Annotated in this window: 23 protein-coding genes and 7 pseudogenes; 20 read left to right on the plus strand and 10 right to left on the minus strand. The window is 55.6% G+C overall.

Annotation, left to right across the window (positions count from 1 at the left end):
• Positions 1 to 19: 19 nt before the first annotated feature.
• The 12 genes and pseudogenes from NXC24_RS22840 to NXC24_RS22895 all read left to right on the plus strand — a co-directional run.
• Entirely contained in the window at positions 20 to 799 is a 780-nt protein-coding gene (locus NXC24_RS22840) for a hypothetical protein (RefSeq protein WP_245464059.1), read from the plus strand.
• Between the two features lie 415 nt (positions 800 to 1,214).
• On the plus strand, positions 1,215 to 2,201 hold the full coding sequence (locus NXC24_RS22845) for a LuxR family transcriptional regulator (protein WP_104825734.1): 987 nt from the start codon (positions 1,215 to 1,217) through the stop codon (positions 2,199 to 2,201).
• A gap of 234 nt (positions 2,202 to 2,435) precedes the next feature.
• Positions 2,436 to 3,710 (plus strand): diaminobutyrate--2-oxoglutarate transaminase, encoded by a 1,275-nt coding sequence (gene ectB, locus NXC24_RS22850; protein WP_104825932.1) that lies wholly within the window; start codon positions 2,436 to 2,438, stop codon positions 3,708 to 3,710.
• Between the two features lie 722 nt (positions 3,711 to 4,432).
• Positions 4,433 to 5,326, plus strand: a complete 894-nt coding sequence (locus tag NXC24_RS22860) for a MurR/RpiR family transcriptional regulator (RefSeq protein ID WP_104825735.1) — start codon at positions 4,433 to 4,435, stop codon at positions 5,324 to 5,326.
• A gap of 81 nt (positions 5,327 to 5,407) precedes the next feature.
• Positions 5,408 to 5,656 carry a hypothetical protein gene (locus NXC24_RS35200; RefSeq protein WP_158704529.1) on the plus strand — a complete coding sequence of 83 codons (249 nt, stop codon included), beginning with the start codon at positions 5,408 to 5,410 and terminating at the stop codon, positions 5,654 to 5,656.
• Between the two features lie 194 nt (positions 5,657 to 5,850).
• A complete protein-coding gene (locus tag NXC24_RS22865; RefSeq protein WP_104825736.1) occupies positions 5,851 to 7,002 on the plus strand; it encodes a lysine 2,3-aminomutase in 1,152 nt (383 codons plus the stop codon).
• Positions 7,003 to 7,333: 331 nt separating this feature from the next.
• The gene (locus tag NXC24_RS22870; protein ID WP_199773610.1) at positions 7,334 to 7,564 is read left to right on the plus strand and encodes a hypothetical protein; all 231 of its coding nucleotides are present in this window, start codon (positions 7,334 to 7,336) and stop codon (positions 7,562 to 7,564) included.
• Positions 7,565 to 7,622: 58 nt separating this feature from the next.
• A complete protein-coding gene (locus NXC24_RS22875) occupies positions 7,623 to 7,991 on the plus strand; it encodes a transposase (protein ID WP_104825933.1) in 369 nt (122 codons plus the stop codon).
• On the plus strand, positions 7,988 to 8,335 hold the full coding sequence (tnpB, locus tag NXC24_RS22880; RefSeq protein WP_104825737.1) for an IS66 family insertion sequence element accessory protein TnpB: 348 nt from the start codon (positions 7,988 to 7,990) through the stop codon (positions 8,333 to 8,335). The genes NXC24_RS22875 and tnpB (NXC24_RS22880) overlap by 4 nt, the downstream gene beginning before the upstream one ends.
• Before the next feature lie 63 nt (positions 8,336 to 8,398).
• Positions 8,399 to 9,258: pseudogene (locus tag NXC24_RS22885) on the plus strand (transposase); the annotation flags it as partial.
• 122 nt (positions 9,259 to 9,380) lie between these two features.
• The gene (locus NXC24_RS22890) at positions 9,381 to 9,911 is read left to right on the plus strand and encodes a hypothetical protein (RefSeq protein ID WP_245464060.1); all 531 of its coding nucleotides are present in this window, start codon (positions 9,381 to 9,383) and stop codon (positions 9,909 to 9,911) included.
• Positions 9,912 to 10,063: 152 nt separating this feature from the next.
• Positions 10,064 to 10,617, plus strand: a pseudogene (locus NXC24_RS22895) (IS66 family transposase); the annotation flags it as partial.
• A 27-nt stretch (positions 10,618 to 10,644) separates the two neighbouring features.
• Here the strand turns inward: NXC24_RS22895 and NXC24_RS22900 are convergent.
• A complete protein-coding gene (locus tag NXC24_RS22900; protein ID WP_104825738.1) occupies positions 10,645 to 12,714 on the minus strand; it encodes a recombinase family protein in 2,070 nt (689 codons plus the stop codon).
• Entirely contained in the window at positions 12,701 to 12,880 is a 180-nt protein-coding gene (locus NXC24_RS22905; RefSeq protein WP_104825739.1) for a hypothetical protein, read from the minus strand. The genes NXC24_RS22900 and NXC24_RS22905 overlap by 14 nt, the downstream gene beginning before the upstream one ends.
• A 1-nt stretch (position 12,881) precedes the next feature.
• Here NXC24_RS22905 and NXC24_RS35205 point away from each other — a divergent pair, with 1 nt between their 5' ends.
• From NXC24_RS35205 to NXC24_RS22920, 3 genes and pseudogenes are all read left to right on the plus strand, one after another.
• A complete protein-coding gene (locus NXC24_RS35205) occupies positions 12,882 to 13,265 on the plus strand; it encodes a hypothetical protein (protein ID WP_158704530.1) in 384 nt (127 codons plus the stop codon).
• A pseudogene (locus NXC24_RS22915) lies at positions 13,193 to 13,420 on the plus strand (transposase domain-containing protein); the annotation flags it as partial. The gene NXC24_RS35205 and the pseudogene NXC24_RS22915, both read left to right, overlap by 73 nt.
• Complete coding sequence (locus tag NXC24_RS22920) at positions 13,420 to 13,761, plus strand: hypothetical protein (RefSeq protein WP_104825740.1); 342 nt, start codon at positions 13,420 to 13,422, stop codon at positions 13,759 to 13,761. The pseudogene NXC24_RS22915 and the gene NXC24_RS22920, both read left to right, overlap by 1 nt.
• Positions 13,762 to 13,981: 220 nt before the next feature.
• Here NXC24_RS22920 and NXC24_RS22925 read toward each other — a convergent pair whose 3' ends face one another.
• From NXC24_RS22925 to NXC24_RS22935, 3 genes are all read right to left on the minus strand, one after another.
• Positions 13,982 to 15,223 carry an acetyl-CoA carboxylase biotin carboxylase subunit family protein gene (locus NXC24_RS22925; protein WP_104825934.1) on the minus strand — a complete coding sequence of 414 codons (1,242 nt, stop codon included), beginning with the start codon at positions 15,221 to 15,223 and terminating at the stop codon, positions 13,982 to 13,984.
• 65 nt (positions 15,224 to 15,288) lie between these two features.
• Positions 15,289 to 16,137 (minus strand): glutamate 5-kinase, encoded by an 849-nt coding sequence (gene proB, locus NXC24_RS22930; RefSeq protein ID WP_104825741.1) that lies wholly within the window; start codon positions 16,135 to 16,137, stop codon positions 15,289 to 15,291.
• Positions 16,138 to 16,294: 157 nt separating this feature from the next.
• Positions 16,295 to 17,569 carry an acetyl-CoA carboxylase biotin carboxylase subunit family protein gene (locus NXC24_RS22935; protein ID WP_104825742.1) on the minus strand — a complete coding sequence of 425 codons (1,275 nt, stop codon included), beginning with the start codon at positions 17,567 to 17,569 and terminating at the stop codon, positions 16,295 to 16,297.
• A gap of 236 nt (positions 17,570 to 17,805) precedes the next feature.
• Between NXC24_RS22935 and NXC24_RS22940 the strand changes: the two genes are divergently transcribed.
• Positions 17,806 to 18,234, plus strand: coding sequence for a transposase (locus tag NXC24_RS22940; protein WP_104825743.1), 429 nt, complete (start codon positions 17,806 to 17,808; stop codon positions 18,232 to 18,234).
• Between the two features lie 11 nt (positions 18,235 to 18,245).
• Positions 18,246 to 18,482: an IS66 family insertion sequence element accessory protein TnpB gene (tnpB, locus tag NXC24_RS22945; protein WP_281060696.1), complete on the plus strand. Its 237-nt coding sequence runs from the start codon at positions 18,246 to 18,248 to the stop codon at positions 18,480 to 18,482.
• On the opposite strand, the gene NXC24_RS22950 is transcribed toward tnpB (NXC24_RS22945), so the two are convergent.
• Together NXC24_RS22950 and NXC24_RS22955 are read right to left on the minus strand one after the other, a co-directional pair.
• A complete protein-coding gene (locus NXC24_RS22950; RefSeq protein WP_245464061.1) occupies positions 18,453 to 20,717 on the minus strand; it encodes a recombinase family protein in 2,265 nt (754 codons plus the stop codon). The two genes, tnpB (NXC24_RS22945) and NXC24_RS22950, sit on opposite strands and share 30 nt — an antisense overlap.
• Positions 20,718 to 20,862: 145 nt before the next feature.
• Positions 20,863 to 21,324 (minus strand): helix-turn-helix domain-containing protein, encoded by a 462-nt coding sequence (locus tag NXC24_RS22955; protein ID WP_104825746.1) that lies wholly within the window; start codon positions 21,322 to 21,324, stop codon positions 20,863 to 20,865.
• Positions 21,325 to 21,789: 465 nt separating this feature from the next.
• Here NXC24_RS22955 and tnpB (NXC24_RS35845) point away from each other — a divergent pair, with 465 nt between their 5' ends.
• The 3 genes and pseudogenes from tnpB (NXC24_RS35845) to NXC24_RS35850 all read left to right on the plus strand — a co-directional run.
• Positions 21,790 to 21,966, plus strand: a complete 177-nt coding sequence (gene tnpB / locus NXC24_RS35845) for an IS66 family insertion sequence element accessory protein TnpB (protein WP_281060697.1) — start codon at positions 21,790 to 21,792, stop codon at positions 21,964 to 21,966.
• A gap of 47 nt (positions 21,967 to 22,013) precedes the next feature.
• Positions 22,014 to 22,556 (plus strand): annotated as a pseudogene (locus tag NXC24_RS22965) (IS66 family transposase zinc-finger binding domain-containing protein); the annotation flags it as partial.
• 59 nt (positions 22,557 to 22,615) lie between these two features.
• Positions 22,616 to 22,937: pseudogene (locus NXC24_RS35850) on the plus strand (serine recombinase); the annotation flags it as partial.
• 118 nt (positions 22,938 to 23,055) lie between these two features.
• Here the strand turns inward: NXC24_RS35850 and NXC24_RS22970 are convergent.
• The 3 genes and pseudogenes from NXC24_RS22970 to NXC24_RS35855 all read right to left on the minus strand — a co-directional run.
• Positions 23,056 to 23,520, minus strand: a pseudogene (locus NXC24_RS22970) (transposase); the annotation flags it as partial.
• A gap of 188 nt (positions 23,521 to 23,708) precedes the next feature.
• Positions 23,709 to 24,812 (minus strand): Ldh family oxidoreductase, encoded by a 1,104-nt coding sequence (locus NXC24_RS22975; protein WP_104825748.1) that lies wholly within the window; start codon positions 24,810 to 24,812, stop codon positions 23,709 to 23,711.
• A 707-nt stretch (positions 24,813 to 25,519) separates the two neighbouring features.
• A pseudogene (locus NXC24_RS35855) lies at positions 25,520 to 26,133 on the minus strand (transposase); the annotation flags it as partial.
• Between the last annotated feature and the right edge of the window lie 47 nt (positions 26,134 to 26,180).

Raw genomic sequence — 26,180 nt, forward strand, 5'->3', positions numbered from 1 at the left:
CTGCGAATAGCGTTTGGACATGAGCCCGGAAGAGACGCTGATCCACCAACCAGTCAACTATCTGATTAGGGAGTGGACCCAGTACGTTGCAGAGTTAGTCTCACCTTCTGTGCACGATCCGAGGGCACTGCTAATGGAGAAATGTGCGATCGTTATCGCAAGCCCCCGACATATTAAATTAATTGGCAAAGAGCGCTTCCCAGCCAGCGCAGTTATGGTCGGCGGCACGTCCGTTCTGCAACATTTATTATCTCAATTGGCACGTGTTGGCGTGCAAAAGACAATTATCCTTGGACTAGGAGGCATGGGCGAGGTCGATCATCGTTTCTGTCACGAGCTGTTTGATATGGAGCTCCGCGTATGCCCACTGCGCATGCCATATCCCGGGCGTCTTATTGATGTGACAGCGGCAGAGGAAGTCGCTGATGTCGATGGAGTAGTTTTGATATTTACCGCGGAAATGGTGATCAATTTGACAATGCTGGAGCGCCTGGTACGGTCATCATATCGCAACATTGTCGTTGTGAGCCAGTCACTCGGCAAACGATCGCTACGAGTGCTGACGGGCAAAGCGCAACGCCTTACAGCAATCGTACCCGAAGGCTCCGACAGCCATAAAAGTGCGTCTGCAGATTTGAGCCTCGTCGGCGTTTATAAATTTGATGCGGCGTTAGTTCGGAGGATTGGGCGGAGACGTCAACGTCGTTCGCATGACGATGCGGAGTTCTTTGAAGCAGCATTTGGGTTTCACGGTCATCCAATCTATGTCATGTGTGCCGAACCGGGCGAAATACGATGAACACCGACATGCATGCAGCAAGATCTTGAGTGCCGCAACTGAAGAACCTGGCCGCAACCCTGTTCCTTCCGCGGTGCAATCTTTAATGCCCCAGATGCGGTCCCTGTTATCGAAATGCAAAGCTCGGTGCAAAAAGCTCGGTGCCTGAGCCGAATTGCGCGTATGCAAACCAGCGAATTGCTTTCTTCTTGCTTCGAGCACTTTCATACATACGTCACAGGCGTTAGCCACTCATAAGAGAACTATTGTCAGGTTTGTCCAGCCAGGGCGCGACGTACTCGGCTGATTTGCTGCTGCATTTCGCATAAACGGCTAAAAAAATTTGGTAGAGGCTCTGCGGGTTCTTTCAAATTGGCACGACTCTTGAACTACGGACAGCAATTCCGACCCCTCGGAAAAACGGGACGAAAGCAGGATGTCAGCTCTTCCAAAGCCCGCTTCCAAAGCTTTAGCGATAACGTTCGCCGGAGGCTCGGAGAGCCGCAGCCGCTCATGGCCAGCGGCGTCATGCACTGACGACAGCATGGCGTGCCATTATTTGCCCGAGAGAGAGCATCGATTGTTTCGGGGTGGTTGCGATTCTACTCAAGTCAGTAAGCAGACCGGCCGAGTTGCCGATCTGAATTCCTCGGACCTCTCGCCATCTTCTCAAGCTTTAAATCGAGGGGAACTTGCGGTCGAGTTCGGCCGATTTCTTGACCAGACACATACCATCGTTCAGTCTAAACAGTTATTTGAGCACTTATCAGCTTTTGCTCTGAATCTTGGCTGCAAGTGGATAGCCTACGGTCCTCTTACAACCGAGCGCAAGGTTTTACAGCCGGTTCGACGCCCTTCATTTGAGATCCTGAACTATCCTTATGAATGGCAGAAGCGGTGTCTCGAAATGGGTTATGATCGGAAAGCTCCTATTATCAAGGAAAGTCGAATGCGATCAGGCCCTATTCAATGGAGGGAGGCATACGTTGGCTCGAGCACAACTCCAAGCGAACGGCGCATCTTCGACGAGGCTGCAAGCTTTGGCGTAAGGTCAGGCATTACTATTCCATTGCGCAGCTCGGCCGGAAGCTTCGCCATCATGAGTTTTGCCCAGCAGATTGAGCGTGAATTCCACCAAAGGGCAATCGCCTACTTACAACTAGCGGCGATACATTTCCATCTGAGACTTGCTAATGTCGGGAGTTCGAATGTCATGGAGAAAGTGCCTGAGCTCTCGCTTAGGGAGAAAGAATGTATTCTCTGGGTAGCACGGGGAAAGTCGTCATGGGACATTGGAATTATTATGAGGATATCTGAAAATACTGTTAATTTTCACGTTAAAAACGTCATGCGAAAGTTGGACGCTGCCAGCAGAACGGTCGCGGCTATTAAGGCAATAAATCTCGGATATATCGAGCTGTAGGAGGCGATTGTTCATCTATAGGCGGCAGTGCTGCCACTGCCGCAGCTCTGTTTTCCTGCGATAGGCCAATTATAAGCAAAGTAGGAACACTATCATTCCAGGTAGGAGCACAGTTAGCAATGGTCGTATAGAGTTGCGGAAGCTTTCCAAATGGACGCCGGATATCGAGGCGTTGCGCTGAGCTTCAAGGGTACAGGCGCTGCTGGGTCATGGCTTCTGGTTGAGGAGATAATCGTGAGTAACGACAGCATTTCCAATTCCCTATCTGCCTTTGAAAACCATGAATCGAACGTGCGATCCTATTCACGATCATTCCCCGTGGTCTTCACGAAAGCGGCAGGAACCATCCTCGAAGACGAAAATGGTTGTGCGTTCATCGATTTTCTTTCCGGAGCGAGTGCGCTCAACTACGGTCACAACGACTCGTATATCTTAAGTGCTGCCGTGGAATACCTGCAATCAAATCGGGTTGTCCACGCATTAGACATGGCTACGTCGGCGAAACGAGAGTTTATGGAGTTGTTTGACGAGCTGATATTGCGCCCACGTGGTCTTACATACAAATACCAGTTTGTCAGTCCCACTGGCGCCGACGCCGTCGAGGCAGCTTTGAAACTTGCACGCAAGGTCACTGGACGTCATAGCATCGTTTCATTCACCAACGGTTATCATGGGGTGAGCCTGGGCGCGCTTGCTGTAACTGGTAATCGATACTTCCGAAATGCAGCAGGTCTTCCTCCTTCCGGCGCGGTCTTCATGCCTTACGACGGTTATTGGGGGCCCGATCAGGATACTACAGAATATTTGGACAAAGTGCTTGCGGATGGTAGCAGTGGCGTCGATTTGCCTGCAGCTGTTGTTCTCGAAACCGTTCAGGGTGAGGGCGGCATCAATCCTGCGAGCAGAAACTGGTTGCAGTCGCTGGAGCGGCTTTGCAGGAAGAACGACATCCTCCTGATTATTGATGACATTCAGGCGGGCTGCGGACGAACGGGCGATTTTTTCAGCTTTGAGTTTGCGGAAATTTCTCCGGACATAGTTCTTTTGTCGAAGTCTCTCAGCGGTTGTGGGCTGCCGCTGTCGCTCTTACTGCTCAAACCCGAATTCGACGTATGGCAACCAGGCGAACACAGTGGAACCTTTAGGGGCAACAATCTCGCACTCGTGACAGCTACCGCTGCTTTGCGAAAATACTGGACAAATGAAAAGCTATCTAACGAAGTTGTCGAAAAAGGATCCATTCTAAGAGAGCGCCTTCAGCAGGTCGCCCAAAGCAACCAAAATTCCAACTTTTGCGTGCGTGGAAGGGGCATGATGCTGGGGCTCGACTGCAGTACCGGCAAATTGGCGGCGCAAATCGTACGGAAAGCCTTTGAAGACGGGCTTGTAGTAGAGCGATGTGGCGCTGAAGATCAGGTTATTAAGCTTCTTCCTCCATTGACAATTGAACGGCAGGCCTTGCAGTGTGGCCTGGACATTCTGGAGAAGTCCGTGCACTCAAGCGTATAAAGCTACACTTGCCTCTGGGAGGTATGGCAGAGCCAAAGCAATCGTGCGGCCGGACGGGCGTCTTGGTTGGCGCTATAAAAAGTACGACCCCCAAGCTTGTTGGGTAACGAGGTCGCCAAATGGGGCCAAGGCCCAGAACTATCTTTCTCAAAATCTGGCGATCACGTCGTTCCAACGGTCCCCGTCATCGCATTGGGGAGGCGGATGTCTCCTAAGACCATGCTGAAAACTGGTCAATGGACACTAAGATTTGTCGGATTCATGACACGGAGTTTCGGCCCTGCGTGTTGCCCCATCCTCACCTAAATAGTTGAAGAGTGGAAATAATCCCTTCTTTGGCTAATTCTGCGTAGTTGGCACATCATTTGCTTGCTCCCGATTGCGAAGCAATGGACTGCGATCTTAACGTCAAGGACGAGATTATGATGATGAGACGTAGAAGACAGCGTGCCGCACATCGAGTAATTTCATGTTCGGCGCCGTCCTGGTTCTCATGACGATGTTGGTGCGCTTGGGTCGACACACATCGCCTGATCTTCAAGTAAGATTTAATCAAACCAGCTTCCGGGGAACGCTGAAGCGCGTGGATGCCGTAGCCAACACGGGCTGTTTGAGCATCGCGGAATGGTCACGTTCAACAAAAACGGTGACTTTAAATCCATAGGGCAAGGAAAAGACCTTTGCCGCTTAAGCATTTGCCTAATAGACTTCAGGAAGTAAGAATGGATTTTCCCACCACAAGTCTCATAAAGAACAGCTATGAGCGATTTCCGCGGCAAATGAAGGTCGCTGCGCGTTGGTTAGTCGACCATCCGACAGAGGTCGCACTGCTGTCAATGAGGGAGCAGGCACGCCGAGCACGAGTGCCTCCGGCAACATTAACGAGACTTGCAAAACGCCTTGGCTTCGATGGTTTCGACAAATTAAAGGAGGTATTCGCCGATAGCGTCAGGGAACGGCCGGAAAGCTTCGGTGGGAGTGGAGAGGAGTTGTTGACACGAGGGGAGATCGGGGGCGATGGCGTCCTCATACGCGATACAGTGAATGCTTTGCAGGGTCATCTAAGCAGGTTCGCGCAGCCGTCCGCGATTGCCGCGTTGGCGGCAGCAGCCGACCTAATTGCGGAGGCGAAACAAATTTTTTGCATCGGCCGCCGTTCAAGCTTTCCCATCGCCTATTTAATGCACCATGTTGGATCATTGCTTGGCTCTCCTACAACATTGATCGATGGGATGGGCGGTGCCTCCGATGATGCGCTTTGGTCAGTCGGCCCAGAAGACGTTTTGTTAGCGGTCACAGTCAGCCCTTACACTCGCTTCACAGTACAGGCAGCCGAGTTTGCCGTATCCCGTGGGGCAAAACTCGTCGCTTTGACGGACAGCGAACTGTCTCCAATCGCCAAGATTTCTCAAGCGGTGATCCGCGTTCGCACCGAAGTTCCTTCATTTATTCACACGATGACTCCGGCATTGGCCGCAGTAGAATGTCTCATGGAACTGGTCGCGGCGAGACGCGGGAGCTGCGCTCTTCGAGCTCTGGCTGACCATGAAGAACAACTTGTGGAATTCGACACTTATATCTTGAAGAGAGGCGTCGGCACGAACTCTCATGACTAAACGAAGCGGAATTTTGAATTGCTCGTTATCCGCCCGCCCCAACCTTTTGCAATATACGAATTGTATTTCAGGAGGCACCTGGTGGGCAATTCCGATGAGCTTCTGTCAGAACCTGAACATGAAAGGAAGCAGGGTGCTGGTGTTGACGTTGTTGGGCTTAGCCAGGGGTTGCCTATGACGTATCAATCAGAAGCGGGCATGATCTCTTTTGGAGTGGAAGGGGCCATTACGAGTATAGCGGGCTGCCGATATCATCCGGGAGCAGGAGGCTCGGTTTTCAGCGCCCCAGATGCAAATTTCGAGGCAATCCGCCTCAATTCCGATAAATAGTCGCCCCTTGTTCCGAGATGATGCCTCCCCCTCTGGAAGGCATCTGGCCTGGGTTCTGTCGACATCCCTGCGTAACAACATGACTTGGCGTTCCTTTGCCCGCACTAGATCGCCGACGGCACGTCGATTGCAAGGGAACAACGAAGAAACCGTTATGACCATTGCGTCTCGCCTCGTTTAACTAAGGGCTTTAGATGAAGACCACTCGAACCATCCCAAGTAAGATGACAAAGCAATTAAATGTGGCTCCGCTCACCAGTTCTGAGCCACGGTTGTCATCCAAGATTATCAATTTCGTTGAGGGCGCGCGTGCAATAACCCCCGGCGAGCTGGAAGCTAACAACATTACTCGTTATCGTGTCACAAAATTCTATCGTGAACAGATCGTTAACAGTGGCTATTACAATCAGCTCAAATTCATCGTGGAGCCCTCATTCGAAGAGTTCGACGGTACCGGGAATCTGGATACTAGCGGGGAGCATGACAATACGGTCGTGCCCGGATTTCAGCACAAGTACGCTCAGACGGGACTGTTGCTGGCGACAGACCGCTGCGCTGCTTACTGCCGCTATTGCTTTCGCAAACGCATAGTTGGCAAGGATTCAGATGAAGTTGCTGCTGACTTAGGGCAAATTGCTAGGTACGTCGGAAATCATCCCGAGATGTCGAACGTACTGATATCGGGAGGCGACCCGTTCGTGCTCAGCACCCGCAGGCTCCATGAGATTCTTGATCATCTGCTGCCGTTTCCGCATTTGAATTCTATTCGGTTTGGCACAAAGGCATTCGCGTACGCGCCCAAGAGGTTCGAGGATCCCACCTTAATGACCTTGTTCAGACGAATCCAGGACGCAGGTAAGGCTGCACTTATCGTCACACATTTTGACCACGTCGGTGAAATCTCGGCGAATGCGGAGCGCAACATCTGCTCCTTGCGTACGCAAGGCGTGGAGTTTCTTAATCAGTCCGTGCTTCTGGCGAAAGTCAACGATGATCCTGCGATCTTAGCTGAGACCTTTGGCAAATGCCATCAGATGGGTGTCCGCCCATATTACCTCTTTCAAGGTAGACCAGTGAAAGGCGCATCGCACTTTCAGGTTTCACTTCGCCGCGGATTAGAGATTGTGCAGGGCATCAATCAACGTCTAAGCGGTATTCAAAAGACATTCAAATATATCATGTCGCATTACACTGGAAAGATCGAAATCCTCGATCTCGGCGCCGATGACCGCTTGTATATGCGATATCATCAGAACAAGGCTCCCGAAAAGATCGGTAAGATCTTTTCTCGGCCTTACATCGAAAGCGCTTGCTGGTTGGACGATTTGCCTGGAGTAGGAGGTTGAAAGGCAGGCGCGCAACGCGGGTTTGCAAGAGAGCCCGTTTTCCCACGGGTTGACTGTTGACCAGACGGTGGCTGCTGCGTACGGGCGGTGGCATACACGGCGTCGTGACTCCATGCCAGGCTGGACCGCTTATGATGAGTAGAAAAGCGCTATCCGGCATTTCGTTGGAGCGCGGATCTATCTGCGCTCTTCACTGTAACTGCTCGGATGTTATGTAAACGTGCAAATTGCTACTCCTTTCATTAGTAGCACACTTGACCGCTGCGCTGAAGAAAAAAGTCAACCTGACGCGGTTACCGATTGAACAAGGAGCTTCCGCTGGCTACAGAATATGCGGGAGTCGATTGCGCTGTTCGGTGATGCCGCGCGCTGTATCCATGTCGGTGACCGCGAAAGCGACATCTATGAACTTTTCTGCACGGCCCATGAGCTCGGCACCCATTTCCTGGTGAGGACTTGCGTCGACCGACTGGCGGACGACGGCAAGCGCACGATTGTCGCTGAGATGAACGAGGTCGAGAGTAACCGTCCGATTGTTGCCGCCTGCCGGATAGCTTCGTGATGGCCTGAGACACGTGCTTAACGACGTCGCTAGCGACGTGTCTTGGGCGAGGTATGTGATGCGTGTCGAGATTCTTGGGCAGGAACGTCGGCGTCTGTGGCGCGACGAACAGAAGCTCGAGATTGTGATGTCGGTTGGGATCGACGGGGCGACGATTACTGAGGTTGCGCAGCGACATGATGTGACGCGGCAGCAAATTTACCCCTGGCGCAGTGAGCTGAAGAAGAAGGGACTTTTGTCGTCTTCTGCGAATGCGGTGTTTGTTCCCGTGGACATGAATGCTGTGCAAACCGAAATCTGTGGAGACCGTCAGCATTCGACTGGGATGATCGAGTTGCAATTGGGCTGCGGTCGCAGCCTTCGTTTCGACAGTACTTTGGACGGCGCCACGCTGACACGGCTTATCCGGGCGGTAGAAGCGGCATGATTGGGCCAGGGACCGGCGTTCGGGTCTATCTTGCCTGTGGAGCCACGGACATGCGCAAAGGAATAGAGGGTTTGGCTGCGCTTGCGCAGGATGTATTGCGCCAGAAGCCGACAGGTGGCGCCGTCTTCGCCTTTCGAGGCAGACGTGGCGACCGTTTGAAGCTTCTTTATTTTGATGGCCAGGGCTTTTGCCTGTATTACAAAATTTTGCAGAAGGGACGGTTTCCATGGCCTTCGGCGGCCGACGGGACGGCCCGGCTGACATCCGCACAAATGGCGATGCTATGGGAGGGGATCGACTGGCGTCGTCCCGACTGGGGAGCGCCTCCGGCTCGCGTCGGATAATTTTATGTCTCTGAATCTACGTGTTTTTATGGCTATTGTTCCTGACTCGTGGTAGTCAGATGCATGCCGAATGCCACCGAAAATCTTCCGGACGATCCCGCCTTTCTAAAGGCAATGATCGCTGCCTTGCAGGCGGAAAACGCGAAGATGTCGGCGACTTTGCGTGCGCACGACCAACTGGTCCAGAGCCTGCGGTTGCGCATCGCCAAGCTGAAGAAGCAGGTCTTCGGCCAGTCCTCGGAAAAGATCGAGCGCGAGATCGAACAGTTGGAACTGGTGCTTGAGGATCTTTTGATCGGAGCGGCCGAGAGCAATACGACACCGATCAAAGAGGTCGATGAACCCGCGCCTGCCGTGCCTTCGGCAAACGCGCCGGAAAAGATCATGCGCCGACGTCCGCGAGTGTCGGACAAGGCAGTGCGCGAGCGCTGGGAATTCGATCCCGGCAATTGCTGCCCTGACTGCGGCGGTGAACTGCGTCTTGTCGGTGAGGATGCCAGCGAAATCCTCGACATGATCGCCGCGCAGATGAAGGTCATCGAGGTCGCGCGATTGAAGAAATCCTGCCGCTGCTGCGAAAAGATGGTGCAGTTGTCCGCCCCCAGCCGTCCGATACCGGGCAGCATGGCGGGCGCCGGTCTTCTGGCCTACATCCTGGTCTCGAAGTTTGATGACCACCTGCCATTGTATCGCTTGAACGAGATCTTCGCCCGCATGGGCGTCGATATTCCCGACAGCACGCTGGTCGATTGGTGCGGTCGCGCCATGCAGGTGCTCCAGCCGCTGATCGAGCGGATCGAGGCCGCGATCATGGGAAGCAACCTCCTTCATGCCGACGACACTCCGATCCGGGGCTGGATCGCTCGTTACGAGACAAGGGTTTAGGCAAAGGCGTGAAAAAGGGCAGGATGTGGACGTACGTGGGGCAAAATCGGTGGCAGTGTTTCGGCAAGCGAGCATAGAAGTGTGCATAACCCAGCGTTTTGAGACTTGATTGATAGCCTGGGGATTCTCCTGGCGGGGCAAATCATGATTCGATTCTGTCATGACGAAACGGCTCCCCTCTTCCGAGCATGCCGACACGCTGTCGCTGAATGCGTTGCGCAGTCTTGCGTCCGGTCTGTTGGAGCGGTCGCAGCAGGCGGAAGCCCGGCTCGCGAAGCTTGAGGCCGACAACATCCAGCTGCGCGAGGAAAACGCCGCCCTTCGGCTGGAGAATACCCGGCTGAAGGTCGAGAACCAGCTGCTGCGCGACGAGATTGCGCGATTGAAGAACCTGCCGCCGCGGCCACCGTTTCGCTCATCCGGAATGGACAAGGCAACGGACGCTGCACTCGGCAATAAGCCGACGAATAAGAAGAAGCCACGCGGCGCAAAGTTGGATGTGAAACGGGTGAGCCGGCAGGAGATCCTGCGCATCAATGCCCCGGCTGGCTCACGCTTCAAGGGGTACAAAAGCGTCTATGTTCGCGATCTGGTGCTCAAGGCGGAGCTCGTGCATTACCGTCGCGAATGCTGGGTGACGCCGGATGGAAAGACGGTACTGGCAGCCTTGCCGGCAGGGATCACTCGGTGATCGGCTTGGTATCGGCAACGTCGACCAACCGGTTCCGCCCCTGTCGGCGATCATTCTCGCTCGGTCTTGAGCACTTGGGGCCGCTTCGGCTCGGCTGCGCCACCACCGTTGCCCAATGAACCGGCACCGCCACCAAATCTGCCCCACGTACGATCTGGACGTATGTCCGTGATCAACGTCCCTGGGCGGGCGCGGCTCCGCCAGGTGCGGTCTACTATTTTGCTCCGGACTGGAAGGAAGACCACGTCCACCATCATTTGCGACAAACAAGCGGCATACTTCAGGCGGACGGCTACAAAGGGTACGGCAAGCTCTATGAACCTGGCGCGGATGGAAGATCTCGCTTCCGAGAGGCATCCTGCTGGGCGCATTGGCGACGTGACTTCCACGATATCTGGACCTCAAACAAATCCGAGATCGCGCGCGGGGCTCTCAATCGTATCGGCGCGCTTTACGACATCGAACGCGACATTGCGGGCCAGCCTGCCGACGTCCGCCTTGCCGCGCGTCAAAAGCAAAGCAAGCCAAAGGTCGAAGCATTCCGCATCTGGGCAGAGGCTCAACTGACTCGCATTCCTGGCAAGGGCGATCGGCGGCAGCCTTCCGGTACGGTTTGAGCAAATGGTCCTCGTTCTGCCTGTTCCTGCAAGACGGTCGTGTCGCCATCGACAACAATGCCGCTGAGCGAGCACTGCGTCCGATAGGCGGACCTGAGTCATTGTGCACTCCTTCTCTAAGTGTCTGTAAACATTGGAAGCGTATCCGGGTCAGCAACGCGACACGGGCGTCCTTTTCGGGCTATCGCAGCTTGGACCGTCGCAGAAGCCAGGTCGCTGGCCCGGATTTGATACGGCGCGCCGGGAACCACCTGCTCGGCAGACAACACGTTCGTCTTGATAAGGTGGCGTATTCTGTGGTTCGTCACGCCCAAAATCGCCGCCGCCTCTGTCATAGTAAGCCATTCGCCCTCTTTATCGGCTGATTTGTACGCGTGAATGGCCCGGACCCGCCTTACGGAAGCGACACGGTGTGCGGTCCAGGTTTTTCCTTGACCCGTGGGCATACCCATTCGATTGAGCGACGCGGCGGTATGTTCATCGGACCAGCGTCCTGCCATGCTCCGCATCACTGCCAAAGCATCTTCCGTTGTGGCGCAACCGTGTTCACCGCTCTGAGGCTTGCGCACTCTCAGTTCCGAGTGCTGACCGCCTTTCCAGTGGATGGTCAGCACAACATCGCGCACTTCATCGTCAACATCGACAACAATGTCGGCGATCAATGTACGCAGCAGTTGCTGGCGCACGCGCATGGTGACATCCGGCGACTCCCAGGCCGCCTGCAGATTGTCGGCGAGGTTTGCGAAAGTGCCTGTGTCAACTTCAATGGTTGAAGGACTATCTGCAGGCTTGCACACTTCCAGATCACGGACGTGGCGTAGCGCCGTTTCCCAATTCTTCTCTAGCTGTGCAGTAATCAGGCGGTTGTCTGGATCGCAGGCCGCATAGCGGCGCTCGGCGAGGCTTGCCTCGTAGCGGGCCTGCCGCAGTTCCAGATCGTGAATGTGGTGCTGTTCTTCCTGTCGCTCTCGGTGCATCCGCTCTGCTTCAAAAGTCGCCTCGATCGCTAATGGTTCTACCGCGCGCAACAACTCGCGCGCAACCGCCGCATCGACCTTCGGGCCGCCGAACGTCATGCAACGGGGCAAGCCCATCATCAGGTTCTGTTTATAGCAGCGATAGACATGATTCTGTGGATTTCGCGTATAGGCAACGCTCAGTCGCCGTCCACACCGTCCGCAAGTCAGGAGACCCGACAACAAGGCTTTGCCGCCGCGGCCCGATTTAGTCCCGCCCGAGCGGCCATAATTGTTGAGCGCCAATTGCTGTTGGTTGCGCTCGTACTCGTCCCAGCTGATGTAACCTTCGTGATGGTCCGGGATCATCACTTCCCAGGTGCCGGCCGGCTTGCCGTGTCCGTAGCTGCGCCGCGCCCTCCCATCGACGATGGCTGTCCGCTTCTCGCTCTTTCCATAGACGTAGACGCCGGCATAGAAGGGGTTCTTCAGGATGCCGATGACATTGCGGTAACGGACTGGCGTCCAGACAAAGCTGGTCATGCGACCTTCGTCCGACGGCCGCGGGAAGTGGATATTGTCCCGTGTCATCGACAATAGCACCTGGCGTGCGCTTCCAAGCTCACGGAAGCGTGCGAAGATGGACCGGATCACGTCCTGCAGCCGCAAATCCGGATCAAGCCCGAGCCCTGCCTCTCGATGCCAAATGTACCCAAACGGAACGGAAAGTCGCAGTTCGCCACGGCGCGCCTTCGATCTGGCGGCATCAAGCATCCGGGCTCTCAGCACGCCCAGTTCGAACTCGCCGATACTGCCCTTCATTCCCAGCAGCAGCCGATCGTTGGGGCGACACGGATTGTAGACGCCGTCATGGTCAATGACGCGGGCTTCGACCAGGCCGCATAGTTCGAGCAGGTGATGCCAGTCCCGACCGTTGCGCGCAAGCCGTGAAGCATCGAAGCATAATACGGCACCAACTTGGCCAGCGCATAAAAGGGCGACAAGACGGTCGAAACCAGGGCGCGCGACAGTCCCGCTGGCAGAGCGCCCGAGGTCGTCGTCGATGGTCTCGATGTTACTGAAGCCGTGTTGTCGCGCAACGTCAACAAGATCATACTGCCGTCGCTGGCTTTCCAGATTTGTCATGACCTGCGATTGCGAGGATTGCCGCACGTAGACTATGGCTTTGCGCGCGAGCAGCGCTGTCGGAATCAAATCAGTGCTGCTCATCGATGAGCTCCTCGACGACGAGGCCTGCGGCCTGCATCAGCAGGCAAGCCAGCGTTGAAATCGCCTTCTTGCGATCCTTGTCGCTCAGTCCGTCGAGCATCCGGAATTTGAATATCAGGTCGAGCTGCCGGCCCGACGCCGGCACCAGCGTATTGCGGGATCTCATCATGGTCCTCCTGAGTGATTCTACGTCCACTTCGGAAGGGTGCCGCTTTGGTGCCGCCGGAGACCAGCCTGTTCAGTTCGCTCAGCGTCGCAAGATCGACGCGTGGCGTTCCCATGGTCATGCCGCGGCAGACCACGGGATCGATCATCCACCCTGGGATCGCGATGACGACACCTGCCGGCCCCAGAACCTTCAAAAACCGCCCTGTCGCTCGTTCTTCAACACGGCGAATGGAAACCCGCTGGCCAAAATAAGGATGCCAGCGATAAAGAACCTCAACTTCATCGCCGACATGGGCAGAATCAACGGGGCATTGGAGTTGGAAGACGCAATTGGCTCTTCGCAGGAGCCGACACGGGGGCAGAAACCCTGGCTCGTGCCATGATGATCATCGAGACGGCCAAAATGAATGGCGTCGATCCGCAGGCCTATCTGGCTGACGTGCTCGACCGCATTCACGATCATAAGATCAATCGTCTCGACGAACTGCTCCCATGGAATTCGGCGCCTGTTGCCGTGACTTGCGCTGAGGCCGCCTGATGGCCACCATCACCCACGTCTTCACCCTCAGCCATGTCGCCGAAATGCTCGGCGAAGACCTGGAACTCCTGGAAGCGATCGTCAGCAATTCCGACAATCTGACCTATGGGAGTATCATCAGCGTTATACACGGTGACGATGATTCAATCACCGCTCTGACCGATGACGGCATCGACGAGCTGACGCAGATGCTTTCCGCTGCTCGCCGTTCGCCCGAAGCCTGGAATGACTTCCTCGACGACTTCGACTTCCTCTCAGATCCAGATGCCATAGCCCGCATCAAAGCGAAATCTCTGCGGCAACAATCGGCCGCTTACGGTCGAGATCAGCGGAGTGCATGAGGTTGAGGCCCGCGATGCAAATGGCAAGCCAGAGAAGGTTGCCGTCGAAATCCGATATAGGTAGCGGCTCTCGCCTTGTTGAAGTGTTGAAGAGCTTACCGGAGCGAAGCATCGCGTGCATGGACGACGAGAGAAGGCGCGGATCATTGCTGAGCTACCACGGCGGTGCCTCGTGAGCGCTGTCGCGCGACGGCACCGTTTATCGCCAGGTCATCCCTGGCTACTTCCGTTCGTCTGATGTTATACCCGATGTAATCGACCAACCGATTAGATCGACGGCGCGCTGAAGTATGGCATCGGTCCGAGTGTGGGTGGGCGAAGCCGCAATGACGTGTCCGATCGAGTCTAGGTAATCACCTCTCCTAACGATAGGAGTATTGGCTTTGACATAGAATTTGACCTCGGAGATGCCCGGCACAGCAGCAGCCTGACTGCCGCCATCGATCCAATCTAGAATCCCATCGCGATCAGGAACCAGGTTCTGCACTGCAGCAGTGTGCAAATACCGTGGGCGCAAATCACATTCTGTCCCGATCATAAGCTTGATGTGCTCGGTGATGAGATCGACACCATAAGCCAAGTGAATTAATCGCGGAGTGGTCCAACCTGGCAGGCGCGGATTGACCTCAATAACGACTGGACCACGCTTGGTCCATCGGAATTCGATGTTCGCTGGGCCCCAGTAAAGGCTGAGAGTTCGCAAACAGCTTAGTGAAAGTTCGGCGAGACGTTCATACTCGTCATCGCTTAGCGGCGCCGGGAAGATGCACTTACTGACCACGAAATTCGGCAGACTCATGAAATTAGCTGTGCCAATCGCAACGACCTTATTACCCATTGTATCGGCACTGTAGTATGGGCCTTGTGCGAATTCTTCGACCAGTATCCTCGGAGCCGACGTCCAACTGTGCCCCCCACCCAGCAGATAAGCCGTGTGTTCGGCCAACTCATCGAGATTGCGGCACAGACGGACACCGCTGCTGCCGCTGCCTACGGCTGGTTTGATAATCACCGGCAGGCCAATTTCAGCGGCAGCGATTTCTACGTCCGCAACCTCTGTTGCCAAGCGATAAGCAGGTACTGGAATGCCAGCATTCGCCAGGATATGACGTTGCGTGAATTTGTCACAGCAGGCTTCAATCGATGAGGGGCTCGGTCCCGGTAGATCGAAGTGCCGGCAGAGATTGGCAACTGTTACGTACAGCGACTCTTCGAGGCCGGTAAAACCGGTAATGCCAACTATGTCATGCGTTGTTTTTCGCCGGGTACATTCACGGATCAATGCATCAAGATTACCTGTGTCGACACGAACAGCGTCAATGCTTTCCGCCATAAGATAGTCGTACTGAGCAGGATCAGCCGACAAGGTAATGGGGTGAAGACCGAGATGATGGGCCGCTTGGATGTACAGCGGACCATTAGCCCTATGACCTTCAACCAGGATGAGTGCTCTTGTTGCCATTGACATTGACCCTGACGTTATGTGGACCCTGACGTCATGTCTCGCGCGGCGAGGAGAAACATCTGTTAAGGCTCTGGGAGATTGTTCGCACACATGTTGCGGTTGGTCCGGTCTCTTGCGAACGGAACAAACCATGTTGATGGCCCACCATTCTCGACGGCGGCAAGTGGGTAAGAGTTGCTTCCCTTCGCAATGATCATGTCGCACCCAGCCTCCATGGCAATCTTTGCTGCCATCAACTTTGTCAGCATTCCACCTGAACTATTGCGAGAGGTGGTATGACCCGCCATGGCCTCTATCTCGGGGGTGATGCATCGCACTTTGGTGATCAGATGGGCCAACGGGTTGTCGTGCGGGTCTTCCGTGAAGAGCCCATCCACGTTGGAAAGCAGAATGAGAATGTCTGCCTGCACCAGCTGTGCGACTCCTGCGGCTAGCCGATCATTATCGCCAACACGGGTCCAGGCCGTCGCGACGGGGTCGTTCTCGTTGACAATGGGTACAGCTCCAACTTTGAGGAGTTTCTGGACAGCGGACCGCACGTTGAGGGCGCGATGCGGATTGCTTAAATCTTCGTCTGTCAATAGCAATTGCCCTAGGCCATACCCATGATGTTTCAAGCTCTGTTCAAACGCAAGCATGAGGCGAACCTGACCGATCGCTGCCGCCGCTTGTCTCTCCTCATTTCGCAGAGGACTGTCCACTTGTTTGAAGTGACGTGATCCAATCGCGACAGCACCGGAGGTGACGATGATCACCTGCTGCCCACGTGCGAAAAATCGGACGACATCTTCAATCATCGTTTCAAGCCAGGGGCCGCGAATGTCGCCCGTCTCTCCATCAGCAATTAGTGCAGAGCCAATCTTCACGATTAGCCGGCGAGCCGACAGCACCACGCTCGCTATTGCTGTCATTGAGTGTTCCTCCTTTAGAAAAAACGTACGCCTATCCAATCTTTTCTTGACTCAACTATCTGCCCACTTGCGATCACAGAAACCAAAACTGCCAACATCGTCGACCAGTGCCTCTTTTGCGCTACTGCTGGCACTAATGGTGGCCGACGATCGTCCCTTATCTAGAACTACTGGGTGCTGGTGGGGGCAAAAGCGTAGCTCGTTCGTTCCGACCACGAAATGGTATGATCGACCAATCGATCAAATCGACTGAATGTTGAAGTATTGCCTTGGTTTCAGCAAAGCTCGGTGAAGCGGCGATCACATAGCCGATGCGGTCTCGGTAGTCGCCTTTCCTAACTATCGGCATCTTGGGTTCAGCAAACAATTTAACTTCGACCACACCCGGCACGGCCGCCGCCCGACTATCGCCACTAATCCAATCGAGGATGCCGTCGCGATCAGGAAGAAGGTATCGTACAGCCGCAGTCTGCAAATACTTTCTTCGCAAGTCCCATTTCGCGCCAACGGCAAGTTTGATGTGCTCAGTAACTAGATCGACTCCGTAAGCCAGCTGGATCCGCCGAGGCGAGGTTCCGCCCGCGATGCGCGGATTAACCTCGATAACGACTGGACCACGCGTCGTCCACCGCAATTCAATATTCGTGGGGCCCCAGCCTAGGCTGAGAGCCTGCAAGCAGCTCAGCGACAAACTTTTGATTCGCTCTTGCTCGTCATCAGTCAGCAACGCGGGAAAGATGCTTTCCCGAAATAGAAAATACGGAAGGCAATCGAAATCGGCGGTACTAATTCCAATGACTTCATTACCCATCGTGTCCGCTTCATAGAATGGGCCTTGAACGAATTCCTCTACTAATATCCTCGGAGAAGACCGCCATATGTGCCCCCCGTCCAACAAATGCGTTGCATGTTCGGCCAATTCGTCGGCGTTGCGGCACATTCGAACGCCGATGCCGCCAATGCCGCCAACGGCTGGCTTGAGGACTACGGGAAGGCCAATTTCCGCGGCAGCGTTTTCGACCTCTGCCGCATTCGTTGCCAAACGATAAGCAGGTATCGGAACGCCGGCTTCGGCGAGGAGTTGACGTTGATTGAATTTGTCGCAGCATCGTTCAATTGAGTCAGAGTTTGGCCCGGCCAGATCGAAATGTTGGCATAGCTTGCCGACCATCGCATAGACCTTTTCCTCAGCGCTCGTGATGCCGCCAATTTCGAAGGTTTCACGCAATCGCGAGCATTCCTGGATCAGCGCATGGAGATTGTTTGTATCGACCCTGGCTGCCTCCATGCCTTCCGCGGCAACATAGTCGTACTGAGTTGGATCCGCAGAGAGGGTAATTGGAACAAGCCCGAGGCATTGGGCCGCTTGGACGTATTGTAGACCAGTACCGTGTCCGTTACCTTCGATCAGAATGAGGGCTTTTCTTCTCATTGACTATTGACCTTCCAATAGGAATGTGCGGCAGTCTGAGCATAAATGGGTATTGACGTTGCCAGCTGCGCCAAATCTCAGACTGACATGATCGTATCAGTGTGAGCGATTTGCGCTCGCAAAGATCTTGTAAATTTTGTTTAAAGAGTACGCATCCGAGTTGGGCCGCATTGTGCAGTGAGTGAGAGTGTGGATGCTCTGTCTATATAGACGGCAATATAGACGGTGCTTCACACATGGACTTGACGAATGATCTCACCGGGCATTTCAGCCGGATGGAGATTGTCGATAGCGGGCGTCGTCGGCGTTTCACGGATGAAGCGAAGCTGGCGATCGTGGCTGAGAGTTATAACAGCCCGCGACAGGTGACGGCCACGGCGCAGCGTCATGGGATCACGCGCTGGCAGTTGAATGCCTGGCGCAGGGCCGCGCGGGAAGGACGGCTTGTCCCGCGCTCGGCGAACGGATTTGTTCCAGCGATCGTAGTTGCCGAGCCTGATGTTGCGAATACGCCACCTGCGGCGACTGTCGCTGTGCCGCCTTCTGTCACCGCGCCCGGTCGCATGGAGGTGGTGAGTGCGAACGGCCGGCGTGTGATCGTCGGTCGGGATGTCGACGTGGACGTCCTGCTGCGGCTCATTTGTGGTCTGGAGACGTTGCGATGAACCCGTTTTCGATGGGAACGGGGGTCAAGGTGTGGCTGGCGACGGGACATACAGACATGCGGTGCGGCTTTCCTTCGCTGGCCCTTCGGGTGCAGGAGGTGTTGAAGCATGACCCTCTGGGCGGTCATCTGTTCTGCTTCAGGGGTCGACGAGGTGATCTGGTAAAACTAATTTGGCATGACGGCCAAGGCGCCTGCCTGTTCACGAACGATCGGCGTTTATACTACACCTCTTTCCTCGCCAGTTGATGTTCTTGGCTCGGTTTGCATTTGTCGATACGCAGCAGCGCGATCTTCGAGTGGATTCCATCGGCTGCATTGCTTTTGCGGCAGGTCTCCATCGGCGATTTCGTACAGGCTATAGTGCCCGTTATAGGCATGTCTGGTGATGAGGCCAAATTTGGCCCATCTGGCGACGGTTTGCTCGCTGATATTGAGATGCGCTGCCGCTTCCTGTCTTGTCAGCATTCCCCGCTGTCGCAGTCGATCATATCGTGATCGCAGCTTATATTCGTGGATGAGATAGGCGACTTTGAGGGGTGTAAAGCGGGCGTCCTGGCAGCCGCGACGTGCGGTTCCACCTGGGCGATGTCCCTGCTCGTTTAGAATCTCGGCGATCTCGGGATAAATGTAATCGTCGAGAAGCCTATCGACCAGTTCAATGATACTGGGCTTTGTCTTGATCTGCTGAGGAGAGGATTTTGGGTTCATGGTGGTGAGCGTCTGGATTTTGCCGCCCTTGAAGCGAACGTGAAGCTTGGTGGTTCCTTCCGCTGGCAACTTTAAGAGAGTGACATCCTCAATGATGTGGGCCAGCAATCGCTTGCGTTCGCGGCTTGGGGTATCCGGATCTTTCCAGAGCTGGTTGAAGTCGGCCGTCATCGCGACTAACCGTTCGTGGACAGCTTTATCGAGGATGAATTGATCGTGCTCTCGGCCACGTTCGCGCTCTTCGCGGGCACTGGCCAGCGTGCGAAGCTTCTCGTTCCATTCACCTTCGAGCGTGTCGGCGACGAGGCGGTTACTAGGATCGACAAGCATGAAGCGGCGCTGAGCGAGCTCGGCTTCCGTTTGGGCGCGTTCGATTGCGCGACAGCGCAGCCGGTCTGCTTCTTCATGCCGGGCTTGGATCTCCTTGCGGACTTCGAGAACGAGTTCGACGGCCGCCGGCGTCATCTGCTCGGCAATCAGCATACCGATGGCTTCATCGACGGGAGGCCCGGCGATCGACTGACACATAGGCTCCCCACGATAAATGCGGGCACGATTACAAATGTACCAGGCTTCCTGCCGGCCACGCCGCGCCGCATAGCGAACCCTAAGATGACTGCCGCACTGCCCACACACGGCCCGGCCTTGCAGCAGTGCCGGTCCCTCCCTTGGGATTGAAGCTCGTGCCGCTTCAAATCCACGGCCATTCGCCTTGAGGATCTTCAGATTCTCCTGATGTCGCTCCCAGCTGATATAGCCGGGATGAGCATCGGGAATGCAGGCCGGCCAGTCATCAATGTCGCGCGCACGCAGAGTCTTTTTGCCGTCGATGGTGCGTCGAAACTGTCGTCGGCCATAGGTATAGGCGCCAGCGTAGCGCGGATTGTTCAGGACACGCATCGCCGTCGATGCGGTCAGCGGCCGAAACAGCGTGCCGCCGTTGTGTAGGCGCGATGGAAACAATAGGCCTTCATTGCGAAAGACCTTGACGGTCTGGGAGGCGGACCCGAGGCGAGAGAACATCTCAAAGAAATGAATGATCGTTTCTCTGACTTGCATGTCTGGATCAAGAGTCACATTGCCGAAATGGTCATAGACCAGCCCGGTCGGCAGGAGGCAACGAAACTCGCCGCGCCGCACCTTATTGAGAATGCCGCCGCGTAGCCGGGCTTTGATCACATGCAGCTCGGCCTCACTCATTGTTCCCTTCAGGCCGAGCAGGAGCCGGTCGTTGAAACTTGCCGGATCATAGACGCCGTCCTCGTCGAGGATCAGGGTGTCGGCAAGGGCGCAGATCTCCAGCAGACGCTGCCAGTCGGCATTGTTGCGCGCCAGACGGGAGACCTCCAGGCCCATGACGATCCCGGCATGCCCCATGCCGACATCGCTGACCAGCCGCTGAAACCCTTCGCGCCACGCCGCCGATGCACCGGACTCTCCTTGATCGTTGTCGATGACGATAATCTGCTCGTCGCGCCAGCCGAGGGCGACAGCGCGTCCCCGAAGCGCATATTGCCGCCTGGCGCTCTCGACGTTCTCAACGACTTGCCGCATTGAAGACTGGCGGATGTACAGGTAGGCGCCGCGTTCGAGGTGATGAGGCTGGACTTTGAGATGTACATTCATGGTGATCTCCGATCGTTGATGCTCATGGCGATTGTCGCAAGGACGTGAACAACGGCGCTGTGCCCGCCGTGCAGCGGCCAAGCAATTGACGATTGGTAAATCTGCTCTCGCGGGGTGCTTGCTGTTGCTGTCAGCGCCTGAGCCCATCCCCACATGCCCCGGCGCAGAAAGAGCATCAGGCCGCTACGGGCCATAAGCGGCAGCGCTGCGCCGAAAGCAGCCTTGCGCAATACCTCGTACTGGGACGCGATGGTCGACGGTTGGATCGGGCATGCCACCGTCGCGGCAATGTTTACCTGCTGCTTTTTTTTAGAACCCGCTCGATCGATCTGGGATGAAGCTCGATATCGAGTTCCTGGCGGAGCAGCTTGGCCAGTTCCCGGGCGCGAACGGGTTCTCCTGGGGCGAGCTGCGCCTGCAGAAATGCCAGGACTTTGTCGTCGATCTTGTGGGGACCGCGGGGGCCCGGCTTTGTCGGCACCAATCCGGCAATCCCGGCCATGTCGAAGTTCACCTTGGCCTGGTAGTAGGTTGGCCTGGAAACACCGTAATCGTCGGAGGCCTCCGTCACCGACACCTTGTCGATGGAGACGCGACGCAGCATCTCGTATTTGACCTGCACGGCGTCGTGCGGATCGAAGAACTCGCTGCCCCGAAACTTTGGATCGCGCACCTTCTCGGGGGTGGGATTGAACGTGCCCTCTTCGATGAGGACATCCGTCTTTGTGCGCTTGCTGTCGTACTTCGCAGACATCAATGGCTCCGAGGACATGAAGCGGCGTTAGCGTAATGCTAATTATGACGCATTTTGCTACCTCGTCAAGACGATGCTTATGGTCTATTTGACGAAATACCTCATATTTGCAGGCGTAACCTCTCATAAAAGCGACCTCTTGCGGCATAATCCACTTTACAAATGCGGCATATTTATCCTTACACTTCCGCACGTCAGCGCGGCCCCGATTTGCTCGAAAGGCGCTTCACCAGAGTGGCAACTCCATTAAGTCGACCACCCGCAAGAGCGATCGTCCGTTGCTCATGACGACCTCAGGATCCAAGCTCACAAGATCAGTCCATTGCGGAGGAACCGACCAAACAGTGGCGTCCTCGGTCTGCAGCAAAAGGCGCTCACCATGCCGGTTGTAGCGCTTGCCGACGCACGGCAACTGCCGTGGGAATAAAGGATGAAACGGATGCGTTACCCGCACTAACTGCGTATCTGCGTTGGCAGTGGCTGCATTCTGTTGTGAGGTACAAAAAATTGGAGCGCGGGCGGTTTATCTGGCCCAATGTTGGAGGCGGCGCCGTCGCGATCTCGGCCGCACAGCTTTCTTATTTGCTGTCGGGAATTGACTGGCGGGCGCCGCAGGAAACCTGGCGTCCGACACGGGTTTGAGCGCCTTCATCATTGAATTTGTTCAGGAAATATGCTCTAAAATTTGCATGTCATTGCCACCGCTTTCCCTTCCGGACGATCTTGCCAGCGCCCACACCGCGCTGCTGGCGGAACGCGAGGCGCGGTTGCAGGCGGAGGCCGAAGCGACCACCAAAGCCAAGGCAGAGCTTTCCAGCATCGAGGCGCTCAACGCCCATCTGCAATTGCTGATCGCCAAGTTGGAACGCGACAAACACGGTCCGAGCCGGGAGCGCACCCAGCGGCTGATCGACCAGATGGAATTGCAGCTCGAAGAGCTGGTCGCCGACTCGACCGAGGACGAGCTTGCATCCGAAGCGGCCTCTGCCAAAAGCCAGACCGTTCGGGCCTTCACTCGCAAGCGGCCGGTGCGCAAACCCTGGCCGGACAATATCGAGCGGGAACGTGTCGTCATCGAAGCTCCTGGCGCCTACACCCATTGCGGTAGCGAACGGCTGTGGAAGCTGGGCGAGGATACTACCGAGACGCTGGAGGAGATCCCACGCCGCTTCAAGGTGGTCCAGACCGTCCGGGATAAGTTTACTTGCCGGGGGTGCGGCTGCATCAGCCAGGCTGGGGCCTTGCCGTAGGTCTCGGCGTAGCCTGGTCGTCTTCCAACGTGTTGTCGATGCGCACGCTGCGCGCGCTCATAAACGACATTCCCGTCAACCTCGATGAGGCCGACAGCCCGATCGTGCTAACGATCCATTGGAAGGGTGGGCGACATTCCACCCTCCGCTTGCGCAAACCACAATCCGGTGAACACGAACGTGCCATGTCCGACGACGCCTTTGGCAGTCATAGAGAGTATGGCGAGACGTTGGTCTGATGAGCACATCGCTGCGACCTTCAATCGGATGGGACTACCGACTGCTCAAGGCAAGACCTGGACAGCAAAACGCGTCGGCTCGATCCGGCGCGTGCGTGGAATTCACGCCTACAAATCAGCGGATCTTCGCGATCCCGGCGTCACAACTGCGATGAGGCGGAAAGGACGCCCGAGTCAGTCGCCGCCGGAAATTCAAATTCCAATTTACAGATACTTGAAGAGGGGGTGTATAATGAACAGCACATTGCTATCCCGCGCGGGGCGCGCTCGGCCCGCATTGTTCGGGATGCAAAGCCTGCCGTCGTCGAGGAACCGGGTGAAGGCTTCCCAGCGACCCTCCTTCTCGAACATGTAGTTGATCGCCTTGGCGAGGGGATTGTGCTTTGACATCTGAGAACGCTGGGCCATGAGCCAGTCGTGCAGTTCTTCGACTAGCGAACGAGCATGCTGCTCGCGGGCAGCAAACCGTTGCTTGCGGACTTCCCGTTTATGCCGCGCTCGATGTCGAAGAGCGGGTCGATGCAGGCGACGGTCTCAAGCACGCCGGGCGATATTTCGTGGGCAGGTTTGCCCTTGCGCACATTGCCAGCGATATCGGCCAGTTCGAAGAACCTGCGCCGCGCATGGCTCCAGTAGAGCGCGCTCTTGATCGGTGCAGGACTGCGATCAGCACGATAAAGGTCGTTGTAGGCACCATAGGCATCGGCCGTCTGCCGCGCCACCCGGCGTCCGTCCACAGACGCTAATTCCCGATTATTTTATTTACTGATCGAAGACGACACATTTTCGAAGTGTCCCTCAACATCAAGCTTTACATCCGCGAGCAAAGAGAAACTGAGCTCATACGGAAGCTTGCGTATGCGAGCCGACGACCAACACCACGACCTCATTTTTTTCAGGCGAGATCAAGTTCGTCGGCAAGTCCGTATCCGCGTGCAAGTGCGCGCAGTTTCTCCCAGGTTGCGTTTTCGACTTCAATGCCACTTCTCATGCGTTCCTGCGCGCGCAGGTGTCCGATCTCGCCGGGGTAGAACACGCCGGGTGAGCCTTCCGACGGCGCCGCTGACTTCAGGTACTGCGCGAAGTCGGAGACTTCTTTTTTGACTTCATTAAGCGGTCGAAAGGCTGCCACATTGAATACGGCCATAAAACAACCAAAATTCTCACGGCCGCTCGGCTGGATTGCGAAACCAGAGCTTGATAATATCCCCGATAATACTTCCACAATTGCCGCGAGCCCGCTGCCCTTATAGCCTTCGGCTCCGCCAAGCGGCAGCAATACGCCACCTTTGCTGTATTCGCGAGGATCGGTTGTGGTGCGTCCCTTCACATCCACCAACCAGCCTTTAGGAATTTTCTCACCCCGCGCGACAGCCAGTTGAAGCTTGCCGGCGGCCGCCGCCGAGGTTGCCATGTCGAGCAGAAACGGCGCATCGAGATTGGAAGGTACCGCGATCGAGATCGGGTTGGTGCCAAGTCGCGCTTCACGACCGCCGAACGGCGCCACGTATTTACGCAAGTTACCAGAATCAGCCATCGCAACTCCGATCATGCCGGCTGTTGCCGCCATCGAGACATAGGCGGCCAGCCGTCCCACGTGGCTTTGCCTGAAGACTGTGCAGGCCGCCACGTTCGCGTTCTTAGCTTTTTCGATCGCGAGCGCCATCGCATTAGCGTTGACATGAAATCCGAAGCCCCAGTTGCCATCAATAACAGCGGTGGTGGCGGATTCTCGCACGATTTTCCACTCCGCGCCTGGCACTATATCTCCCGCCTTCATGCTGTTGAGATAGCCTGGGATGGCAATGATTCCGTGGGAGTCATGACCTGCCAAATTCGCGTTAACACAGCCTGTGGCGACCGCATGCGCCTCATCCTCCGAAGCACCGCCAGCTTTTAGTAGCGCGATACAGATGCGAGTGAGACGGTCGGCCGTCACGATTAAAGAAGGCCGCTTTCCATCAGGTTTGCCCCGCCGACGTTCTTGAGTTGAACTCATGAAAATTTCCTCTATTTGTCATCGGCCAAAGGGGCCGGCGCAACGCGCCACGCAAATTGCTTGCCAACCGTGTGTGTTGCAATCAGGCACAGGCCGGCGCTCAGTTCATGCAAGGGCGCACGCTATTCTGGAGAGCAGTTTAGAAAGCTTCACATGCGTTGCACGATGAGAGCCGTCGTCGAGCGGGGATGGCAACAGTCTTCAAAATCGGTCAATATTTGTTCCCCGCAACCCGCCCATAAGGCTTGCGGGGATGGCAATCCAATTGTTCAGCTCAAGTATAACTTTGCTCGGCGTCTTTTTGATCATGCAAGACGGTCCGTTCGCAGAATCTCTGACCGCGCTATGACGCAGAAAATTGGCCGGGGCTTTTGTCGAGTCTCCAACGACAGCGTCTCCCACCAGACACACTATGGGGAGTTGTCTTCTCTATTCGGCGTGGTGAGGTCAAGCACCTTGTGACTGTCCGTAGCTATGGTGATTGATGGCTTCGCAGTATCGGGCTTCTCTCCGGGATCGGCCTGCATGGCCCTCCCACTATGGGACCAGAAGAATGAGGTGGAACAATCTAATCGGCGACCTGATCGCAATAACGACCGTACCAAGACAACCACGCGAACTCACCCCATCCATCGTCCTGCGAAGGACATCTTTCCACCGGCGGCGGAATCTTCTTGTTCCTTTTTTCTCGTTACCCCGGTTGCTAATTACGCAGCAACAGGCAAGCTCTCCCGTGTCCAGCAGAATTCGGTTCTGTCACTCCACATGTGATGCATGCTCTCCGCATGTCGTCGAGCCAACGCTACAACCGCCTTTCGCCTCCCGCGGCGTCTGGCGATATTCATCGCCACGCTTTTAGCAACGGCCATTTCTTAACGTTTACAAGGAGGACTTGTGCTGCTCGTACAGCAGGGATCGCATCATCGCGTCACCGCAAACAAGATACTCGCCCGACCCGTTTGCTTTCACCAGACTCGTTCAGTTTCGGAGTCAGCCCGAGCACAGAACCCACCGCCTTTGCATATGCAAACCGCGCAGGAATATCGATGGTTGCCTTATAGGTGAGAGCGACCACGGGGCCGGCACCAGGGATCGTCGTCAATCGACGACAAACTTCATCCTCGCGGACCAAATCCAAAACCTTCTTGTGCAGCTTGGTGAATGCGTCGCGCAGCAGTTTGCGTGCAGTCAACAATGGCTGCATAATTTCGCGCAGATCAGGCCTGTCTTTGACGAGCTCATTGATCCGCTCCTCGAATTTGATCTTGCCGACCAATCCGATTTTCAGACCGAAGTTGCGCAACAATCCGCGAATGTCATTAGGGGAAGACCTTTATTTGGGCACGGCGATATCGGCGAGCAGCCGTT

Origin of the sequence: Rhizobium sp. NXC24 (assembly GCF_002944315.1) — a bacterium.
Classification (GTDB): domain Bacteria; phylum Pseudomonadota; class Alphaproteobacteria; order Rhizobiales; family Rhizobiaceae; genus Rhizobium.

What these genes read in the sequence shown, in the direction of transcription:
- NXC24_RS22935 (WP_104825742.1), bottom strand. Translation starts at nt 17,569, where the DNA reads ATGAGAAGAAAAGCCCTCATTCTGATCGAAGGTAACGGACACGGTACT.
- NXC24_RS22940 (WP_104825743.1), top strand. Translation starts at nt 17,806, where the DNA reads ATGGACTTGACGAATGATCTCACCGGGCATTTCAGCCGGATGGAGATT.
- NXC24_RS22840 (WP_245464059.1), top strand. Translation starts at nt 20, where the DNA reads ATGAGCCCGGAAGAGACGCTGATCCACCAACCAGTCAACTATCTGATT.
- tnpB (WP_281060696.1), top strand. Translation starts at nt 18,246, where the DNA reads ATGGGAACGGGGGTCAAGGTGTGGCTGGCGACGGGACATACAGACATG.
- NXC24_RS35205 (WP_158704530.1), top strand. Translation starts at nt 12,882, where the DNA reads ATGGTCCTCCTGAGTGATTCTACGTCCACTTCGGAAGGGTGCCGCTTT.
- NXC24_RS22845 (WP_104825734.1), top strand. Translation starts at nt 1,215, where the DNA reads ATGTCAGCTCTTCCAAAGCCCGCTTCCAAAGCTTTAGCGATAACGTTC.
- tnpB (WP_104825737.1), top strand. Translation starts at nt 7,988, where the DNA reads ATGATTGGGCCAGGGACCGGCGTTCGGGTCTATCTTGCCTGTGGAGCC.
- NXC24_RS22950 (WP_245464061.1), bottom strand. Translation starts at nt 20,717, where the DNA reads ATGGGCTCAGGCGCTGACAGCAACAGCAAGCACCCCGCGAGAGCAGAT.
- NXC24_RS22870 (WP_199773610.1), top strand. Translation starts at nt 7,334, where the DNA reads ATGCGGGAGTCGATTGCGCTGTTCGGTGATGCCGCGCGCTGTATCCAT.
- NXC24_RS22955 (WP_104825746.1), bottom strand. Translation starts at nt 21,324, where the DNA reads ATGTCTGCGAAGTACGACAGCAAGCGCACAAAGACGGATGTCCTCATC.
- NXC24_RS22865 (WP_104825736.1), top strand. Translation starts at nt 5,851, where the DNA reads ATGAAGACCACTCGAACCATCCCAAGTAAGATGACAAAGCAATTAAAT.
- proB (WP_104825741.1), bottom strand. Translation starts at nt 16,137, where the DNA reads ATGACAGCAATAGCGAGCGTGGTGCTGTCGGCTCGCCGGCTAATCGTG.
- NXC24_RS22860 (WP_104825735.1), top strand. Translation starts at nt 4,433, where the DNA reads ATGGATTTTCCCACCACAAGTCTCATAAAGAACAGCTATGAGCGATTT.
- NXC24_RS22975 (WP_104825748.1), bottom strand. Translation starts at nt 24,812, where the DNA reads ATGAGTTCAACTCAAGAACGTCGGCGGGGCAAACCTGATGGAAAGCGG.
- NXC24_RS22875 (WP_104825933.1), top strand. Translation starts at nt 7,623, where the DNA reads ATGCGTGTCGAGATTCTTGGGCAGGAACGTCGGCGTCTGTGGCGCGAC.
- NXC24_RS22890 (WP_245464060.1), top strand. Translation starts at nt 9,381, where the DNA reads ATGACGAAACGGCTCCCCTCTTCCGAGCATGCCGACACGCTGTCGCTG.
- NXC24_RS22905 (WP_104825739.1), bottom strand. Translation starts at nt 12,880, where the DNA reads ATGAGATCCCGCAATACGCTGGTGCCGGCGTCGGGCCGGCAGCTCGAC.
- NXC24_RS22920 (WP_104825740.1), top strand. Translation starts at nt 13,420, where the DNA reads ATGGCCACCATCACCCACGTCTTCACCCTCAGCCATGTCGCCGAAATG.
- NXC24_RS22900 (WP_104825738.1), bottom strand. Translation starts at nt 12,714, where the DNA reads ATGAGCAGCACTGATTTGATTCCGACAGCGCTGCTCGCGCGCAAAGCC.
- NXC24_RS22925 (WP_104825934.1), bottom strand. Translation starts at nt 15,223, where the DNA reads ATGGCAACAAGAGCACTCATCCTGGTTGAAGGTCATAGGGCTAATGGT.